Origin of the sequence: Deinococcus metalli (genome assembly GCF_014201805.1) — a bacterium.
Lineage (GTDB): Bacteria > Deinococcota > Deinococci > Deinococcales > Deinococcaceae > Deinococcus > Deinococcus metalli.
In genome coordinates this window covers 169,739-187,936 of record NZ_JACHFK010000009.1, presented here as the reverse complement: position 1 = coordinate 187,936, position 18,198 = coordinate 169,739, and the positions used below count along the sequence as shown (strand labels likewise).

Genomic DNA, 18,198 nt, shown 5'->3' with positions numbered 1-18,198 from the left:
GCGGGGACGTTCCCGGTGCGGGTGCAGGCGCCGGGGTTCCGGGACTACACCACCACCGTGTCCATCCGCGGCGGCGCCACCACCAACCTCAATGTTGAGTTCGCGCCGCAGGGCCGGGCCCCGACCCCGATGCCCCGCCCGGTGGCGACCCCGCCCGTGACGCCCTCGGGCACCGGGAACACAGTGCTGGACTTCATCGGGGAACTGCTCGGCGCGGTGGCGCCCGCCCAGGACCCGGCCCGCTCGGCCTACGACCGCAAGATCGAGGATCTCCAGGGGCAGGGTTACGTGCTCCAGCAGAGCGTGAGCACCACCACCGGCTTCCAGGGCGTGCTGGTCCGCGGCGCCAGCAGCGTGACCGTCACGGTGGACCGGGGGCAGGGCCGCACGGTCCGTGTGAACGTCAGCGAGACGACCACCTACCGCTACTGACCGGCATGACACCGGCGGCCTTCCACGTTATGGAAGGCCGCCGCTGCCGTGTGGGCTTCAGTCGGCCGCGTCGCGCCGGAGCTGCGTGGTCAGGAAGGCCGTCAGGCCGCGGATGTAGTCGCGGTCGAAGCGGAACTCCACGCCTGCCGCGCGGTACAGCTCCGGCACGCTGGACGCGCTGCCCAGCCGCAGCGACGCCTTGTAGTCCTCCATCGCGCGCGCCGGGTCGGCCTGCGCCGCGCGCCACACCCCGACCGCCGCGAGGTAGCACATGGCGTACTCGATGTAATAGAAGGGCACCTGGAAGATGTGGTAGTACTGCCAGCCCTTCGCGCGGATCCCCTCGTCCAGGCCGTCCCAGTTCACGAAGCCGTGGAAGGTGCGGTCGAGTTCCAGCCACCGGGCGTCCAGCTCGGCGATACCGACGTCCTGCGGCGCGTCGTGGTACAGCCAGTGCTGGAAGGCGTCCATCTGCGCGGCCCACGGCAAGAAGGCCACCACGCCCTGCAATTGCGACGCCCGGTAACGCGCCAGATCCTCCGGCGTGAACACGCGGCCCAGGTGGTCGAGCGTCAGGAACTCCATGGCCATGCTGGGGATCTCCACGAACTCGGTGGGGCTCCAGCGGTTCCACAGCAGGCGCTGGCTCTCGCCGCTGTAGAAGCCGTGGAAGGCGTGCCCGACCTCGTGGAACAGCACGCGCACGTCGTCCGCGCTGCCCACCACGTTCATCAGCACGAAGGGCTCGTTGTGCACGGGGAAATACTGGCAGTACGCGTGCGTCATCTTGCCCGGACGCGACTCCAGGTCAAGCAGGCCGTGCCCCCGCATGAACGCGAAGCGTCCGGCCAGGTCCGCGTCCAGCGCTCCGAACACGTCGGCGGCCAGCGCTTCCAGCTCGGCGCCGCCGCTGAAGGGCGTCAGGGGCGGGCGGCCCTCCGGGTCCGGGAGGGTGCTGCGGTTGTAGTCCCACGGGCGGACGCTGTCCAGACCCAGGCGACGTGCGGCGTCCTGCACCAGTGCCGTCAGCGCGGGCACGACTTCATCCCGGACCGCGTCGTGGAAGGCGCGGCAGTCGGCGGGCGTGTAGTCCACCCGGTCGAGCGCCTTCCACTGGTACGCCCGGAAGTCCGGCTCGTCCGCGTTCCGGGCGATCTGCCGGCGGGTCGCCAGCAGGTCGAGCATCACCCGGTCGAGGTCGCCCGCCACGCCCATGTTGCTGTCCGACAGCGCCCGCCACGCGGCCTCGCGCGCTGCCCGGTCCGGGCGGTCCAGCCGCAGGCGCGCCTGCGGCGTCGTGAGCGCCTCTCCGTCCAGCCATACCGTCTGGTTGCCGGTGAGCACGGAGTGCCGGTTCTTCTGCTGCTCGTGCACCACGCCCAGGTCCACGTTCGCCTCGCGGAACAGCGCCGCCGCGTCCCGGAAGCGGCGGTAGGTCAGCGCGGTGTCGGCGTCCGGCACGTACCCGGGCACGGCGAGCAGCTTCTGGCGCAGCGCCTGATCCGCCCGTTCCGCGCTGGGCATCACCTCGGCTAGGAAGGCCTGGTAGCGCTCCTGCACCTGCGGCTGGTCCGTGTGCAGGTCCGCGTGGGTGGACAGTTTCGCTCCCGTCTCGGCCAGTTCGGACGACAGCGCGCTCCAGCGCTCCAGCCAGCCGGGTACACCGGCCGCGTCCAGGGCCTCGTCCAGCAGCGCCTGGACACGCGGCGCGTAGGTGTCCCAGCGGGTGGCGGCGGCCGCCGTGGCAAGTGTGCGTTCGACTGCGTCCAGGGTGCCGGTCATGCCCCGGAGTGTACCCGCTCGCGCTCCGGCGCCCGCCGCGTCCTCAGGCGTCCGCGTCCCGCTGGCGGGGGGCCTTGCTCCCCCGGTCGCCGCCCGGCTTCGGGCCTTCGTCCGGCGCGCGGCGCAGTTCGGTCGCGGGCACGCCCACCAGCATCCCCTGTTCGGTCAGGACGTCCACCGTGCCGGCCAGCGGGTGCAGTTTCGTGACCTTGCCGCACGCGCCGCTGCCGTCGTGGCAGACCTTCGCGTTCTTGCGCGGCAGGTTCTTCAGCAGCTCCACGTACTGGGTGTGCTCGAACTGCAGGCAGCACAGCAGCCGCCCGCACGGTCCGGACAGTTTCTCCGGGTTCAGCGGGAGCTGCTGGTCGCGGGCCATGCGGATACTGACCGGCGCGAAGTCCTGCAGGTGCGTGCTGGAGCAGTTCTCGCGGCCGCACGCGCCCAGCGTGCCCAGCATCTGTGCCTGTTCGCGCGGCCCGATGGCCGCGAAGTTCACGCGTGCCCGCGTGTGGGCGCGCACCTCACCGATCAGGCTGGTCAGCTCGATGCGTTCGTCGGCGCTGTAGCTGACCGTCACGAGGCTCTCGTCCAGCGTGAACTCCACCGCCACGAGCTTCACGGGCAGCCGGCGCTCACGCGCGCGCGCCCGCAGCAGCCACTTCAGGTCCTCGCCCGCACGGTGCAGCGTGTCCCAGCGGTCCAGATCCTCGGGCGTGGCCGCGCGCAGCACCGCGCCGTAGCGCTCGGACGGGTGCGGCTCGCTGGCCTCACCGCGCACCGTCGCCACTTCAGGGCCACGTTTGCCCTGCACCACGACCTTCGTCCCCACCGCGTGCGGCTGCTCGCTCAGCATCGGGTGGAGGCGTGGACTGCGCTCGAAGCGGACGGGCAGGACGACCATTGCGTGCAGCATGGCACGCCCCGCGCGGGGCCGTCGAGAGTTGAGGCACAAAAGAGCGGAGCGCACAGAGCCGCAGGGGACCCGGCGCTCCGCCCTGGGCGGCCGGGCCGTTCAGTGCCGCTCGGCGAGCACCTCGATCTCCACGCGCACATCGCGGGGCAGGCGGGCGACCTGCACGGTGCTGCGCGCGGGGTACGGCGCGCGGAAGTGCGCCTCGTACACGGCGTTCATGGCGGCGAACTCGGTCATGTCGGCCAGAAACACGGTGGTCTTCACCACGCGGTCGAGGTCGGTACCGGCCGCGGCCAGCACGGCCCGCAGGTTGGCAATGACCTGCTCGGTCTGCTCGGTGATGCCGCCGCTCACGAGGTCGCCGGCCGGCGTCAGCGGAATCTGCCCGCTGGTCACGACCAGGTTCCCGAAGGTGACGGCCTGGCTGTACGGGCCGATGGCGGCGGGCGCGGCGGGGGTCTGCACGATCTCTTTCATGCCCAGAGCATAGACGCCGAGGCGGCCGGAAGGGCCGGGCCTGTATCCGGTGGCCGACGCCACGTGTCGGCAGCCCACAAGCATCGGCGGCCCGGATCACGCCCAGATGAAACGGGACGGTGCCCGGACGCCCCTTCCTCCCCGTGACGACGCGCTGGACGCACCCCGAGGGACGCATGCCCCCCGGCCCCATTTCAGGGCTGTGTTACGATGCGAAGTGAGTCTGACGCAATTATTACAAGTAGGTCGGGCCACCGGAAACCCTGCGTACCACGCCCCAGACCTCATCCGCCAGGATGGGGCTTTTGGAGCGGAGTGCGGTGGGAAAGCGGGAAAGGAGGAGTGAGTTTTGGACGTCTCAAGTCGGGTCTTAAGTGAGCTGGCCAGCCGGGAAGCGGCGCTGGACGCGCAGATCGAAGCGGCCCGCGCGCAGGCGCAGCAGACCGTGGAGGCCGCCGAGGCGCGGGCTGCCGGGATCCTTCGTGACGCGGAGGCTCAGGTTCGGAGCATGCAGGCCGAGCACGAGCAGAAGCTGACGGCGGACATGCAGTCCATCCGTGACGCCGCGCGCGGGGAGGCCAAAACGCAGGCCGACCGCACGCGCGCGCTCGCGGAAGGGAAGCTGGGTCAGGCGGTGGAAACCATCATGAGGGCGGTGCTCCCGTGATCAATCCCATGCAGCAGGTGGTGGTCGCCGGGCGTCAGAGTGACAGCCGTGCGGTCATGCAGGCCCTCCAGCGGGCAGGCGTGCTGCATATCGTCCCGCTGGAAGCCCAGGGATTCCAGAGTGGTCCGCTGGCCGGCCAGGCCGCCGAGGAACGCCGCGACGCCGAGCGGCTCCTGGCGCGCACCGAGAGCACCCTGGGCGAGCTGGGCGCGCACGACGTGACGCGCGCTGCCCTGCCCGCCGAGGACCAGTGGAGCGCGCTGGTCGAGCAGGCCGCCGCGCCCGCTGGCGCCCTGACGGACCGGGAAGCGGAACTGCGCACTGATCTGGACACCCAGCGCACCTACACCGACGTGGTCGCCGCCCTGGCCCGCGCGGCCGGCGGCGCCGACCGCAGCCGGCGCCTGGCCCTGATTCCCCTGACGGTGGAGCAGGCCGGCGAGCTGCAGGCGGCGCAGGACGCCCTGAGGGCCGAACTCGGTGACCGCTTTGCGGTCGGCAGCGAGCGCGTGAACGAGCGTCTGACCGCCGTGGTGGTGGCCGTCCTGGCGGCGGACCGTGACCGCGCCCGCGTGGCGCTGGGCAAGGCCCGCCTGGGCGAACTGCGGCTCCCGGGCCGCTTCGAGCGCCTGCCGCTCTCGGAGGTCGCACAGGCGTTCACGGACATTGCGCGCACCAACCCGCCCGCGCTGGAACAGGTCGCCCGTGAAAAGGCTGCCCTGGCTGCACAGCACGGCGCGACCGTGGCCGCCATCCGCGACGCGCTGGCCGACCGCGTGGGTATCGACGACGCCCGGGCCCAGACCGCGCGCGGCAAGTACGGCTTCGTGCTCCAGGGCTACGTGCCCGAGGACCGCATTCCGGACCTGCAGCGTGCGCTCGAGCCCTTCAAGCAGAGCGCGATGTTCGAGCTGCACCCCGTCGACGAGCATCACGCCGAGGGCGTGCCGGTGCAGCTGAAGAACAGCTCCTACACCGAGAACTTCGAGTTCATGCTGAACATCAGCGATCCGCCCCGCTACGGCACCTTCGATCCGTCGTGGGTGGTGGCGTGGTTCTTCCCGCTGTTCTTCGGCTTCATCGTCGCGGACATCGGCTTCGGCCTGCTGTTCCTGCTGGCGGCGCTGTGGGGCCTGGCCCGCGCGCGCCGCGGCGAGAGCCTGCCTATCGGCCTGCTGGGTATCACCCTCGACCCCGCGACCCTCAAGCGCGTGGGCGTGGTGCTCCAGACCATGAGCCTGTGGAGCATCCTGTGGGGCATTCTCACGGGCGAGTTCTTCGGGAACGTGCTCGAGAAGCTGCACGTGTTCTACGTGAACCCCGAGCTGATCCAGCGCATCTGGGGCGTCACGCTGCACGAGGGCGAGCACGCCAGCGGCCTGATCCCGATCCTCTTCCCGCGCGTGCTGCCTGAATTCTCCAACACCATCATGCTGATCTGCATCGCCGTGGGCGTGATCTTCATGCTGTGGAGCTGGGGCCTCAAGGCGCAGCTGACCTACAAGCACAAGCACATGCACCACTTCTGGGAAGCGGTGGGCATGCTGGGCGGTCTGGTCGGCCTGATCCTGCTGGCATACGTGTCCCGCGCCGGACAGGCTTTCGGGGCGCTCGGCAACTTCGCCAATCCGCTGGTGCTGGTCATGCTGGTCGGCTTCGTGGTGTTCCTGGTCGGGCTGTTCCAGGCGCGCAACCCCCTGATGCTGATCGAGATCCTGTCGAACGGCGGCAACATCATCTCGTTTACCCGACTGTTCGCGGTCGGCGTGGCCGCCGCGATCCTGGCGAACCTCGCCACGGACGTCGGCTGGGGCCTGGGCGGCGTGCTGCCGATCATCGGGCCGCTGCTGGGCATCATCCTGGGCCTGATCGTGCACACCTTCCTGTTCGCCCTGACCATCCTGGGTCACGTCATGCAGCCCATCCGACTCGTGTGGGTCGAGTACCTCAACCCGACCGGCTTCTACCAGGAGACCGGCACCCGCTACGCTCCCTTTGCCCCCGCGGCACGGAAATAACCACCTACCGGAGGAACCTATGAAGAACACCGCCTACAAGAACAGCACCGTCATCGCTGCCAAGTACCTGCCCGCCCTCGCCGTCATGACCTTCGCCACCTCGGCCTTCGCGCAGGAAGCCGCGACCAGCGACGCCGGCGCGACCGCCTCGGGCCTCAAGGCCATCGGCGCGGGTATCGCGCTGGGCCTGGGCGCCGTGGGCACCGGCCTCGCGCAGGGCCCCATCGGTGCGGCCGCCGCGGGCGTCGTGGCCGAGCGTCCCGAGAAGTTCGGTCAGATGGCCATCTGGTTCTTCATCCCGGAAACGCTGGTCATCTTCGGCTTCGTCGGCTTCTTCCTGCTCCGCGGTTAAGGGGCAGCCATGAGCCTAGGTGACATTCTCGAAACCGAAATTCAGGGCGAGATCGCGCGCATCCGTGAGGACGCGCAGGCGAGAGCGGATCAGATCGTCGCCCAGGCGCAGGAACGCGCCCGGAACATGATCGAGAGCCGCCAGCGGGCACAGCAGGCCGACTACGCCGCCGGTCTGACCCGCGCCCGCTCGGCCGCCGACCTGGACGCCAACGCCCAGCGGCTCTCGGCCGGGGACTCCCTGCAGGTCCAGGCCTTCCAGACCGCCGAACAGTACCTCCAGGGCGCCACCACCGCGCCGGAGTACCCGCAGGTGCTCGCCAAGCTGATCGCCGAGGGCCTCGCGGCCCTGCCGGATGCCGAGGTCGTCGAGGCGGCCAGCGCCGAGCACGGCGCGGTGCACCAGGCGCTGGCGCAGCTGGGCCGGCACCTGGAAGTGCGCGCCAACGAGAGCGTGAAGACCGGCGTGCGTCTGGTGGCGGGCGGCGGCAAGACCAGCGTCCAGAACACGCTGCTGGGCCGTCTGAACGCCAGCCGCGCCGAGCTGAGCGCCCAGGTCTCCCGCCTGCTCGCGGACGCGTAAGGGGGGGTGCGTGAACAACCCCTACGGGTACATCAACGGACGCGTGCGCATGATGCGTACCGCGCTGGTCGAGTCCCGCGCGCTGGACGAAGCGGCCAGCACCGTGAACTACCAGGAATTCCTGCGGCAGATCAGCGAAACGCCCCTGCGTGAGGACCTGGGCGACGCCACCGCGCAGGGCGCGGGTCTGGGCCAGCTCGACGAGGCCCTGAGCCGCAACTACCTCAAGGCGATCACGCAGCTGCGCTCGATTGCCACCGGGCAGCCTGCCCGCGAGATCGAGGCGCTGCTGCTGCGCTACGACCTGCAGAACGTCAAGACGCTGGTGCGCGGCGTGCAGACCGGCCGCTCGGCCGACGACATCGTCGCGGGCCTGATCCCGGCCGGCACCATTCCCTGGAGCGTGCTGCAGGGCGCGGCGCAGAGTGCAGACGTGCCCGGCCTCGCGCAGACCCTGTCGGTCGCGGGCGGCAAGCTGGGCACCATCCTGCGCGCGGCGGTGGCCGGCGGTGCGAGCAGCCTGCTCGACGTGGAGGTCGCGCTGGACCAGGGCTACTACCGCGCGGTGCTCGCCGGCGTGCGCGGCACGAACGTCCGCCGCTACTTCACCCGCGAGATCGACGTGCGCAACCTCCTGATCGCCCGGCAGCTGCGCGGCGGCGCGCCGAACGCCCGGTACTTCATTCCGGGCGGGCGTGACGTCAGCGAGGCGGACTTCCTGCGGATCGCGGGCGGCGACAACTCGGTGTCCTCGCCGGAACTCCAGGCGATCACGGAAGCGCCGGACCTGGGCAGCGCCGAGGCGGTCGCCCGGCGGCTGCTGGACGAGGCGAGCCGCAACGTCGCCATGGCCGACGCGCTCGGTCCCGGCGTGGCACTCGACTTCCTGCGCCGCAAGGAACAGGAGATCGCCCGCATGCGCCTGATCGGCCGCGCCAAGTACTACGGTCTGGGCAAGGACGAACTGCAAAAGGAGCTGGAAGGTGCGTAAAGTCGTCGTGCTGACCGACCACGAAACCGCCACCGGCTTCCGTCTGGCGGGCGCCGAGGTCGTGGACACCACCCCGGAGCAGGCGCAGCAGGCGCTGGAGAAGCTGATCACCGAGGGCGACTACGGCCTGGTGGCGGTGGACACCGGCCTGATCCCGGACCCCGCGGCGAGCACGGCCCGCCTGATGCGCGGCCGCGAACTGCCGATCCTGCTGCCCATCCCCAGCCTCAAGGACGCCTTCTCGCCCGACACCGTGGACGCCAAGGCGTACATGGGCAAGCTCGTGCGGGACACCATCGGCTTCGATATCAAGTTGTAACGGCGAGGTCCGGGGGTCGAGCCGTCTAAGAGATCACGCCCACAGACACGGCAGATTCCTTCTCCTAGACTGTCACACTCTCGACCCTCAGACCTTTTCCGAAGGAGTACTAAATGACGCAGAACAAGAGCGGCGTCGTGCAGAGTATCGCCGGCCCGGCGGTCATCGCCAAGGGCATGTACGGCGCGAAGATGTACGACATCGTGCGCGTGGGCAGCGAGCGCCTCGTGGGCGAGATCATCCGCCTCGACGGTGACACCGCCTTCGTGCAGGTGTACGAGGACACGTCCGGCCTGACCGTCGGCGAGCCCGTGCAGACGACCAACCTCCCCCTGAGCGTGGAACTCGGGCCGGGGATGCTCAACGGCATCTACGACGGCATCCAGCGCCCGCTGGGCAAGATCCGCGAGGCCAGCGGCGACTTCATCGCGCGCGGCATCGAGGTCTCGTCCCTCGACCGCACGCAGCTGTGGGACTTCACGCCCAGCGTGAACGTCGGCGACAGCGTGACCGGCAGCGCCATCCTGGGCACCGTGCCGGAGTTCTCCTTCACGCACAAGATCCTGACGCCGCCCGACAAGGCGGGCCGTATCGCGTGGATCGCGCCGGCCGGTCAGTACACCATCGACCAGACCATCGCCCGTCTGGAAGACGGCACGGAACTGCGCATGGCCCACTACTGGCCCGTGCGTGCGCCCCGCCCCGTGTCGCAGAAGCTCGACCCCAGCCTGCCGTTCCTCACCGGCATGCGCATCCTGGACGTGCTGTTCCCGCTGGTCATGGGCGGCACCGCGGCCATCCCCGGGCCGTTCGGTTCGGGCAAGACCGTGACCCAGCAGTCGGTGGCCAAGTACGGCAACGCCGACATCGTGGTGTACGTGGGCTGCGGCGAGCGCGGCAACGAGATGACCGACGTGCTGGTGGAATTCCCGGAACTGGAAGACCCGAAGACCGGTGGGCCCCTGATGCACCGCACGATCCTGATCGCCAACACCAGCAACATGCCGGTGGCCGCGCGTGAAGCCTCGGTGTACACCGGCATCACCCTGGCCGAGTACTTCCGCGACCAGGGCTATTCCGTGTCGCTCATGGCCGACAGCACGTCCCGCTGGGCCGAGGCGCTGCGCGAGATCAGCTCCCGCCTGGAAGAAATGCCCGCCGAAGAAGGCTACCCGCCGTACCTGGGCGCCAAGCTCGCGGCGTTCTACGAGCGCTCGGGCGCCGTGAAGACCCTGGCCGGCGAGGACGGCGCGGTCTCCGTGATCGGCGCCGTGAGCCCGGCCGGCGGCGACATGTCCGAGCCCGTCACGCAGGCCACCCTGCGGATCACCGGCGCGTTCTGGCGTCTGGACGCGGGCCTGGCCCGCCGCCGCCACTTCCCCGCGATCAACTGGAACGGCTCGTATTCGCTGTTCACGCCGATCTTGGACAAGTGGTACCGCCAGAACATCGCCGAGGACTTCCCCGAACTGCGCCAGCGCATCGGCACCATCCTCCAGGAAGAAGCCTCCCTGCAGGAAGTCGTGCAGCTCGTCGGTCCGGACGCCCTGCAGGACAACGAACGCCTGATCATCGAGACCGGCCGCATGCTGCGCCAGGACTTCCTGCAGCAGAACGGCTTCGACCCGGTGGACGCCTCGGCCTCCATGCCGAAGAACTACGGCCTGATGCGCATGTTCCTGAAGTTCTATGACCAGGCGGACTCGGCGCTCAAGAACGGCGCGACCATCGACGAGATCATCCAGAGCCCCGTGATCGAGAAGCTCGCCCGCGCCCGCTACACGCCGGAAGACCAGTTCGCGGCGTACACCGACGGCGTGCTGGGTGACCTCGACTCCACCTTCAAGGCGGTGAAAGCGTGACCCTTCTGCAGAAGGAATACAACGACGTCGCGTACATCTCCGGGCCGCTGCTGTTCGTGAACGCCGCCAGCGACCTGGCGTACGGCGCGATCGTGAACATCAAGGACGCCGGCGGCAAGATGCGCGGCGGCCAGGTCATCTCCGTGTCCGACCAGAACGCCGTGATCCAGGTGTTCGAGGAAACGCGCGGCCTCGACCTCGCCACCGCGTCGGTGAGCCTCGTCGAAGACGTGGCCCGCCTGGGCGTGAGCAAGGAAATGATCGGCCGCCGCTTCGACGGCCTGGGCCGCCCCATCGACGGGCTGCCCGCCGTGGTCGCCGAGCGCCGCCAGAGCATCAACGGCCAGCCCATGAACCCGGCCGCGCGCGCCAAGCCCGAGGAGTTCATCCAGACCGGCATCAGCACTATCGACGTGCAGACCTCGCTGATCCGTGGGCAGAAGCTCCCGATCTTCAGCGGCTCGGGTCTGCCGCACAACGAACTCGCCGCGCAGATCGCCCGCCAGGCCAAGGTGCCCGGCCACGAGGGCGACTTCGCCGTGGTGTTCGCTGCGATGGGACTGACCCAGCGCGAGGTGTCGTTCTTCACGCAGGAATTCGAGCGCACCGGGGCGCTGGCCCGCTCGGTGCTGTTCCTGAACAAGGCCGACGACCCGGCCGTCGAGCGTCTGCTCACGCCCCGCATGGCCCTCACGACCGCCGAGTATCTGGCGTTCGAGCACGGCTACCACGTCCTCGTGATCCTGACGGACCTCACGAACTACTGCGAGGCGCTGCGTGAAATCGGCGGCGCGCGTGAAGAGATCCCCGGACGGCGCGGCTTCCCCGGCTACATGTACACCGACCTGGCGTCGCTGTATGAGCGCGCCGGCGTGGTGGACGGCAAGCCCGGCTCGGTCACGCAGGTGCCGATCCTGTCCATGCCCGACGACGACATCACCCACCCGATTCCCGACCTGACCGGGTACATCACCGAAGGGCAGATCGTGGTCGACCGCACCCTGAACTCCAAGGGCGTGTTCCCCCCGATCAACCCGCTGCCCAGCCTCTCGCGTCTTCAGGGCAACGGCATCGGCAAGGGCAAGACCCGCGCGGACCACAAGAACATCTCCGACCAGCTGTTCGCCGCGTACGCCAACGGCCTCGACCTGCGCAAACTCGTGGCGATCACGGGTGAAGACGCGCTGACCGAGACCGACAAGCTGTACCTGAAGTTCGCCGACGACTTCGAGACGTACTTCATCGGCCAGGGCGACCAGGACCGCTCCATCGAGGACTCCCTGACCGTCGCGTGGGGCATTCTCAGCAAGCTGCCGCAGAGCCAGCTCACCCGGATCTCGAAGGACGCCATCGACAAGTACTACGGTCAGAAGATGGACGAGATGTGGCGCGGCGGCCGCTCGATGCAGTAAGGGTCTCAAGGGCGGACCGGCTGAAGGTCTAACCACAGCCCCGCGGCTGGCCGCTAGACTTTCAGACCGGTCGACCCTTCGACCTTCACCGACGTAGGAGGTGAATCATGGCAGGACAGATCAGCCCCACCCGCAGCGCGCTGCTGGCGAGCAAGGCCAGCCTGAAGACCGCGTCCGGCGGCGCCGACCTCCTCAAGCGCAAGCGTGACGCCCTGATCGGCGAGTTCTTCGCCCTGGTCAAGGACGCCCTCGCCGCGCGCGAGCAGCTCTCGGGCGTCAGCAAGGGCGCGTACACCAGCCTGTTCGGCGCCAAGGCCTGGGACAGCCCCGAGGCGGTCGAGAGCCTGTCGCTGGCGGGCAGCAGCGACTACCGCATCGACATGCAGATCGAGAACCTGTACGGCGTGAAGGTGCCCAAGATCAACGTGCCCGAACGCACCCAGGCCAGCTCGTTCAGCCCGATCAACGTCGGCGCGCGCACCATCCAGGCGTCCACCGACTTCGGCGGCGTGCTGGAAGCGATCGTCAAGGTCGCCGGCACCGAGACCAAGCTGCGGCGCATCGGCGAGGAGATCAAGAAGACCTCCCGCCGCGTGAACGCGCTGGAGCAGGTCGTGATCCCCGGCATCCAGGACGACATCCGCTTCATCCGCTCCGTGCTCGACCAGCGCGAGCGCGAGGCGGGCTTTACCCAGAAGAAGATCAAGGCCAAGATCGAGGCCAAGAACAAGGAAGCCCGCGCGGCCCAGGCCGCCACCAGCCACGGCTCCGCCGCGGACTGAGCAGGGCAGGGTCCTGGGCCTTGGGCTCCGGGCTGTGATCGCAGCAAGAGCCGCCCTCCATGTGGGGGCGGCTTTCCGTTAAGGGTGTGGGCAAGCCGTGTCCGGGCACCCCTGGAGTAGGATGGAGCCCGGTTCTGCGCCGGAGCCAGGGAACGGGACGCGTCGCGCGTTCGCGCTCCGGTACACCGAGCGGGAACGGCAGGTGGAGGTGGGCCGTGCGCTGGAGCAACACGCTGGTAATTTTCCCGACGGCGGTGGTGGTCGCGCTGGGCATCGTCCTCCCGGGATCGCTGCGGGCCCGCTCGGCAGGCGACGCAGCAGATGCCCCGAGCGCGGGCCTGCTCTCGACGAACCGGGCCGCAGCCACCGCCGCCGGCGTGCCCTCGATCCCAGAGGCGCTGTTCCGGTCCACACGGCCCGCGCTGCCTGTGGTGGCGAAGACCGCGCCGGCCGCCGTTCCCGCACCGACGGTGCCCACGCCGCGCGTCGCCGTGATCGTACCGGCGGTCACGCGGGTGGCTCCTGTCCGCCGGGTCGTGGCCGTGCCCACACCGGTCGTGACGGTGAAAGCCGGACCCCGGCGCGCCGCTCCGGCCCCGGTCGTGCAGGCCCGCTCCAGCGCGCCTGTGGTCGTCCGCGCCCCGAGCGTCAGCGTGACGGTCGTTGCCCAGGCGAAGCGAGCGGTCGTCCGCCCCACTGCAGTCGCCGGCGCCCGGATGCCGGCTCAGGTGAAGGCGCAGCGTCCCGCGCCGGCGCCTATGCGCCCTGTCGTCCAGGCACGGGCCGCACCGGTGCCCGCGCCGGCCGTCGTGACGCGCCGGGCGCCAGCGTCTCAGACCACGGGGGTGCCCGCACGGATGCCGGCGACGCCCGCCGTCGCCGTGTCGCCGGCGAGGCCGATCGAGGCGTCCCCCGTGGCCAGGGTCGCGCCGCCCGAGTGGACTGACGCCATCGTCGTGCGTTCTGCTGCGCCGGCCGAGCCCGCGCCTGTGAGCCCCCAGCCCGCGCCGACCCCCCAGCCCACCCCGGCCCCGCAGCCGGTCCCCACGCCACCCAGTCCGGCGCCGCAGCCGACGCCAGATCCTCTGCCCACTCCTGAGCCGCTGCCGCTGCCCGACCCCCAGCCCGTGCCGCTGCCCAGCCCGGCCCCAGTGCCGGTTCCGGTGCCCGCGCCTCTGCCGGTCCCGGTCCCGCCGACCGACCCCACGCCCAGCCCCATCCCGCCGGTGGCGGGCGCCCCAGGCAAGAAGGACCCGCCGGACTCCGCCGGGAAGGGCAACCAGACGCCCTCCGACGGCCAGAAGCCGGGCAACGGCAAGGGAAGCGGCGGGAAGGACAAGGACCCGCCGGGCGAGAAGGGCAAGGGGAAGGGCAAGTAGGCTCGCCGGGTCAGCGGCCTGACCGCGCGTGGAAGGCGAGGTACACGCGTGCCAGGAAGGCGGGCTCATTCAGGGACCCGCCCAGCGCCTCCTCGACGCGGCGCAGGCGATAGCGCAGGGTGTTCAGGTGCACGTTCATGCCGGCGGCCAGCTCGCCCAGGGTGCCGGCATGCGCGAGGTACTGACGCAGCGTGTCCTCCAGGCGGCCGTCCGGATCGGCCAGCGTCAGGCGGGTGCGCAACTGCTCCGAGAGGGCGTGCAGGGCGCCGCTGTCCAGCACCGCGTGCAGCGGGTCGAGCTGCTCGAAGGACGCCATGCCGCGGGCCTGCGTGACCTCGTCCAGCGCCTGCACCGCCTGCCGCAGCGCTCCCGGCACGTGACCGAACCCCGTCTGCGGCTGGCTGACGCCCAGGCGGAAGTCCAGCACGGTCGCGTTCAGGAGCGCGGTGTGCAGGCCGCGCGCTTCGCGCTGTGGAGCGCGGCCGGGCCACAGCCACAGGGCCACGTCGCCGCGCACGGTGGTCAGGCACGTCAGGTCCCGGCGGTGGAAGTAGCCCTCGCCCACGCTGCATAGCACGTCGAGCTGCTGCACGTGGGCCTCGCGGGCCCGCGCACCGCGGGGCAGGGGCCGGTTCAGGCGCAGCGCGGCCAGCACGGTCGTCTGCCCGCCCGGCAGCCCGGACGCGTCTCCGGCGAGCAGCGCCTCGAACTGCCGCTCGCCCACCCGGCGGCGCGCGGCCCCGGCCGCCGCAGACTGCAGCCGCGCCAGCCGCAGCACGTCCGCCACCAGTACACCCAGGGCCTCCCAGCCGCCTTCCACCTCCAGGTGCAGGGTGCCCACCGGACGGCGCTCGAACTCCAGCCGCTGCGTGACCGTGACCGGGCCGGGCTCGCCCGCCTGCGCGACCACGTCGCCCCAGCTCGACCGCACCGTAGCGCGCCCGCCCGTGACGTCCGCCAGCCAGCGCGCCAGGTCCGCCTCCGGGTCCGGTGCGCCCAGCGCGCTCCGCAGGTCGGCCAGCACGGCCGCCACGTCGGCCAGATGCGGGCGCAGCGAGCGGGCCATCAGCCGGACGGCCGCCGCACGCCACCGCGCCTCGGGGACGTCCGGGAGGAGCGGTCCGGCGGCCGCGAGATCGTCCAGCAGCACGTCCGGCTCGGCGGCCGGCAGGTGCAACTCGGCGCGCAGGGCATTCAGACGCAGCATTGTCGAAGTCTACAAAGCCACTTGTGATTTCTGTGCCTTCCGGACTTGAGCCGCGGGCGCGGCGGGCCTACGCTGCGGTCGTCTGACAATCCACGCCCCGCCCGGAGGTTTCATGACCGCCACCGCCCAGCCCCCGTCCGCCCGCGACGCCCTGACCCGCCGCCTGAGCACCCCGCTCCTGCACTTCATCGGCGGCGAGTGGACTCCGTCCGCCAGCGGCGAGACCTTCGTGATCCTCACGCCCACCGACAACAGCGTGATCGGGCACGCGGCCAGCGGGAACGCCGCCGACATCGACCGCGCCGCACAGGCCGCCCACGCCGCCTTCCCCGCATGGCGCGCCCTGAGCGGCAAGGCCCGCCGCGCGCTGCTGCACCGCGTCGCCGACGCGATCGAGGCGCGGGCCGACGAGATCGCCACCGCTGAGAGCGTGGACACTGGCCAGCCCATCCGCTTCATGAAGTCCGCTGCCGCCCGCGCCGCCGAGAACTTCCGCTTCTACGCCGACCGGGCCGAGGCCGCGCAGGACGGCTCAAGCCTGCCCACCAGCGGCTTCCTGAACTACACCCTGCGCCAGCCCATCGGCCCGGTTGGGGTGATCACGCCGTGGAACACGCCGTTCATGCTGTCGAGCTGGAAGATCGCTCCGGCGCTGGCCGCCGGCTGCACGGTGGTCCACAAGCCCGCCGAGTGGAGCCCGGTCACCGCGACCCTCCTCGCGGAGATCATGCAGGGGGCCGGTCTCCCCGCCGGCGTGGTCAACCTGGTGCACGGCTACGGCGAGAGTGCCGGGAGGGCGCTCACCGAACACCCGCTGATCCGCGCCATCGCGTTCATCGGTGAGAGCCGCACCGGCAGCGCCATCCAGAAACAGGGCGCTGACACCCTCAAGCGCGTCCACCTGGAACTCGGCGGCAAGAACCCCGTCGTCGTGTTCGCGGACGCCGACCTCGACCGCGCCCTGGACGCGGCCGTCTTCATGATCTACTCGCTGAACGGCCAGCGCTGCACGAGTTCCAGTCGCCTGCTGGTGCAGCGCGGCGTGCACGACGCCTTCGTGGAGCGGCTCGCCGCGCGCGTGCAGGACATCCGCGTCGGCGATCCCCTTGACCCCGCCACCGAACTCGGCCCGCTGATCCACCCCACGCACCTCCAGAAGGTCTGCTCGTACTTCGACACCGCCCGCGAGGAGGGCGCGACCGTCCGGGTCGGCGGCGAGCGCCTGGGCGACCGCGGCAATTACGTGCGGCCCACCCTGTTCACGCAGGCCCGCAGCGACATGCGGATTGCCCAGGAGGAGATCTTCGGCCCGGTGCTGACCGTCATTCCCTTCGACGACGACGCGGACGCCCTGCGGATCGCCAACGACGTGCCATACGGGCTGGCCGCGTACCTGTGGACGAACGACCTGACCCGCGCGCACACCTTCGCTCACGGCCTGGACAGCGGCATGATCTGGATCAACTCCGAGAACGTCCGCCACCTGCCCACGCCCTTCGGCGGCATGAAGGCCAGCGGTATCGGCCGCGACGGCGGCGACTACTCCTTCGACTTCTACATGGAGACGAAGAACATCGCCGTGAATCTGGATGGACACCGGGCGCAGCGGTTGGGCATGGGCACGGAGGCCGGATCATGACCACGCTGGAGGCGGCCTGGGAACGGATCGAGGCATGGTATGCCGCGCAGGGAGCGCTGGACCAGCTCCGGCCGGGCGCACCAGAGGAGCAGATCGCGGCGCTGGAGGCCTTCCTGGGCTACCCGGTCTCGGACGACCTGCGCGCCTCGCTACGGCGTCATGACGGCAGTGTGGAGGGTGGCTGGCCCACCGGGACCCTGCTGGATACGGCCGCCAGCCAGGACGAGGCGACGGTCTGGCGGCAACTGCTCGATGGTGGGGATTTTGACGACAATGCCGAGCACGACGCTTCGGACGGGCGTGAACAGGTCGAGCGCGGCTGGTGGTCGCATGGGTGGGTGCCGCTTGATGCGGACGGCGGTGGCAACGGCGCTGTGGTGGATATGACGCCCGGCCCGGCTGGAACCGTGGGCCAGGTGCTCGACATGGATCATGAGGTGGGGCCGAGCGGTCCACAGCATGGCAACCTCGCCGGATATCTGGAGGAGATCGCCAGCACACTGGAATCCGGCGAGTACGTGGTGGCAGATGGTGGGGTCTACGCCGCCGACGAGGTCGAGGATGAGTGAACCCCGCCGCATCCTCATCACCGGAGCGGCTGGCGAGGTTGGCTCCGCGCTGCGTGACCGCATCCGCGACTTCCTGCCGGACTCGGACACGATCCTGCGCCTGACCGATCAGCGCGACCTGGGCGCGGCCAGGAACGGCGAGGAACTGGTGACCGCTGACCTGACCGACTTCGGTGCCGTCCGTGCCGTGATGGACGGCGTGGACGCCGTGATCCACCTGGGCGGCATTCCAGACGAGCACACCTACGAGCGCATCCGCGACGTGAACGTGGACGGCACATACCACGTGCTGGAAGCGGCGCGGCAGGCGGGCGCGCGGCGGGTGGCCTTCGCGTCCAGCATCCATGCGGTCGGGTATTACCCGCGCCAGCCGATCGCGCCGGACGTGCCGGTGCGCCCGGACACGTTTTACGGCGTGAGCAAGGTCATGGGCGAGGCGCTGGGCCGGATGTACTTCGACCGTCACCGCCTGGAGTTCGTGGGCGTGCGCATCTGCTCGTTCCAGGAGCGCCCGAAAGACGCGCGGCACCTGTCCACGTGGCTGTCGCCCCGCGACGCCGCGCAGCTGTTCGCGCGGGCGGTTACGGCGCCGGACGTGGGTTTCCGGATCGTGGCCGGGATCAGCGGGAACACCCGGCGCTGGATGACGCCGGAGGGCTGGGACGTGCTGGGCTACGTGCCTCAGGACAATGCCGAGGCGTATGCCGCGCAGGTGCAGGACATTCACGGCGACCCCGCGAGCTCCAGCGAGCAGCGGCAGGGGGGCATCTTCGTCGATCCGTCGTACACCGGCCTGGCCGGAAAGGAGCCGTGAC

Annotated in this window: 18 protein-coding genes; 14 read left to right on the top strand and 4 right to left on the bottom strand. The window is 70.4% G+C overall.

Annotated features, from left to right (window positions below):
• A partial coding sequence (locus HNQ07_RS24145; protein WP_260322986.1) for a PEGA domain-containing protein occupies positions 1–432 on the top strand: 432 nt, incomplete at its 5' end.
• Positions 433–489: 57 nt separating this feature from the next.
• Here the strand turns inward: HNQ07_RS24145 and HNQ07_RS17125 are convergent.
• The 3 genes from HNQ07_RS17125 to HNQ07_RS17115 all read right to left on the bottom strand — a co-directional run bounded on the left by HNQ07_RS17125 (position 490) and on the right by HNQ07_RS17115 (position 3,604).
• A complete protein-coding gene (locus HNQ07_RS17125; RefSeq protein WP_184113964.1) occupies positions 490–2,214 on the bottom strand; it encodes a M3 family oligoendopeptidase in 1,725 nt (574 codons plus the stop codon).
• 43 nt (positions 2,215–2,257) lie between these two features.
• Complete coding sequence (locus HNQ07_RS17120; protein ID WP_184113962.1) at positions 2,258–3,115, bottom strand: PSP1 domain-containing protein; 858 nt, start codon at positions 3,113–3,115, stop codon at positions 2,258–2,260.
• 111 nt (positions 3,116–3,226) lie between these two features.
• Positions 3,227–3,604, bottom strand: a complete 378-nt coding sequence (locus HNQ07_RS17115; RefSeq protein WP_184113960.1) for a RidA family protein — start codon at positions 3,602–3,604, stop codon at positions 3,227–3,229.
• Between the two features lie 349 nt (positions 3,605–3,953).
• Here HNQ07_RS17115 and HNQ07_RS17110 point away from each other — a divergent pair, with 349 nt between their 5' ends.
• The 10 genes from HNQ07_RS17110 to HNQ07_RS17065 all read left to right on the top strand — a co-directional run bounded on the left by HNQ07_RS17110 (position 3,954) and on the right by HNQ07_RS17065 (position 13,968).
• Positions 3,954–4,271 carry a V-type ATPase subunit subunit G family protein gene (locus tag HNQ07_RS17110; RefSeq protein WP_184113958.1) on the top strand — a complete coding sequence of 106 codons (318 nt, stop codon included), beginning with the start codon at positions 3,954–3,956 and terminating at the stop codon, positions 4,269–4,271.
• A complete protein-coding gene (locus tag HNQ07_RS17105; RefSeq protein ID WP_229832112.1) occupies positions 4,268–6,289 on the top strand; it encodes a V-type ATPase 116kDa subunit family protein in 2,022 nt (673 codons plus the stop codon). Before HNQ07_RS17110 ends, HNQ07_RS17105 begins: the two co-directional genes overlap by 4 nt.
• Before the next feature lie 19 nt (positions 6,290–6,308).
• On the top strand, positions 6,309–6,641 hold the full coding sequence (locus HNQ07_RS17100; protein ID WP_229832113.1) for a V/A-type ATP synthase subunit: 333 nt from the start codon (positions 6,309–6,311) through the stop codon (positions 6,639–6,641).
• A 9-nt stretch (positions 6,642–6,650) separates the two neighbouring features.
• Positions 6,651–7,223, top strand: a complete 573-nt coding sequence (locus tag HNQ07_RS17095) for a V-type ATP synthase subunit E (protein WP_184113956.1) — start codon at positions 6,651–6,653, stop codon at positions 7,221–7,223.
• Positions 7,224–7,233: 10 nt separating this feature from the next.
• A complete protein-coding gene (locus HNQ07_RS17090; protein ID WP_184113955.1) occupies positions 7,234–8,214 on the top strand; it encodes a V-type ATPase subunit in 981 nt (326 codons plus the stop codon).
• Entirely contained in the window at positions 8,207–8,533 is a 327-nt protein-coding gene (locus tag HNQ07_RS17085; RefSeq protein WP_184113954.1) for a V-type ATP synthase subunit F, read from the top strand. The genes HNQ07_RS17090 and HNQ07_RS17085 overlap by 8 nt, the downstream gene beginning before the upstream one ends.
• A gap of 113 nt (positions 8,534–8,646) precedes the next feature.
• Positions 8,647–10,395, top strand: a complete 1,749-nt coding sequence (locus HNQ07_RS17080) for a V-type ATP synthase subunit A (RefSeq protein ID WP_184113953.1) — start codon at positions 8,647–8,649, stop codon at positions 10,393–10,395.
• Positions 10,392–11,807, top strand: coding sequence for a V-type ATP synthase subunit B (locus HNQ07_RS17075; RefSeq protein ID WP_184113952.1), 1,416 nt, complete (start codon positions 10,392–10,394; stop codon positions 11,805–11,807). Before HNQ07_RS17080 ends, HNQ07_RS17075 begins: the two co-directional genes overlap by 4 nt.
• 107 nt (positions 11,808–11,914) lie before the next feature.
• On the top strand, positions 11,915–12,589 hold the full coding sequence (locus HNQ07_RS17070; RefSeq protein ID WP_184113951.1) for a V-type ATP synthase subunit D: 675 nt from the start codon (positions 11,915–11,917) through the stop codon (positions 12,587–12,589).
• Between the two features lie 215 nt (positions 12,590–12,804).
• Entirely contained in the window at positions 12,805–13,968 is a 1,164-nt protein-coding gene (locus HNQ07_RS17065) for a hypothetical protein (protein WP_184113950.1), read from the top strand.
• A 10-nt stretch (positions 13,969–13,978) separates the two neighbouring features.
• On the opposite strand, the gene HNQ07_RS17060 is transcribed toward HNQ07_RS17065, so the two are convergent.
• Positions 13,979–15,175, bottom strand: coding sequence for a PucR family transcriptional regulator (locus HNQ07_RS17060; RefSeq protein ID WP_229832115.1), 1,197 nt, complete (start codon positions 15,173–15,175; stop codon positions 13,979–13,981).
• 112 nt (positions 15,176–15,287) lie between these two features.
• Here HNQ07_RS17060 and hpaE point away from each other — a divergent pair, with 112 nt between their 5' ends.
• The 3 genes from hpaE to HNQ07_RS17045 are packed head-to-tail and all read left to right on the top strand — an operon-like array spanning position 15,288 to position 18,197.
• Positions 15,288–16,814 (top strand): 5-carboxymethyl-2-hydroxymuconate semialdehyde dehydrogenase, encoded by a 1,527-nt coding sequence (gene hpaE, locus HNQ07_RS17055; RefSeq protein ID WP_184113948.1) that lies wholly within the window; start codon positions 15,288–15,290, stop codon positions 16,812–16,814.
• Positions 16,811–17,383, top strand: a complete 573-nt coding sequence (locus HNQ07_RS17050) for an SMI1/KNR4 family protein (RefSeq protein WP_184113947.1) — start codon at positions 16,811–16,813, stop codon at positions 17,381–17,383. The genes hpaE and HNQ07_RS17050 overlap by 4 nt, the downstream gene beginning before the upstream one ends.
• Positions 17,376–18,197, top strand: coding sequence for an NAD-dependent epimerase/dehydratase family protein (locus tag HNQ07_RS17045; RefSeq protein ID WP_184113946.1), 822 nt, complete (start codon positions 17,376–17,378; stop codon positions 18,195–18,197). Before HNQ07_RS17050 ends, HNQ07_RS17045 begins: the two co-directional genes overlap by 8 nt.
• Position 18,198 lies beyond the last annotated feature (1 nt).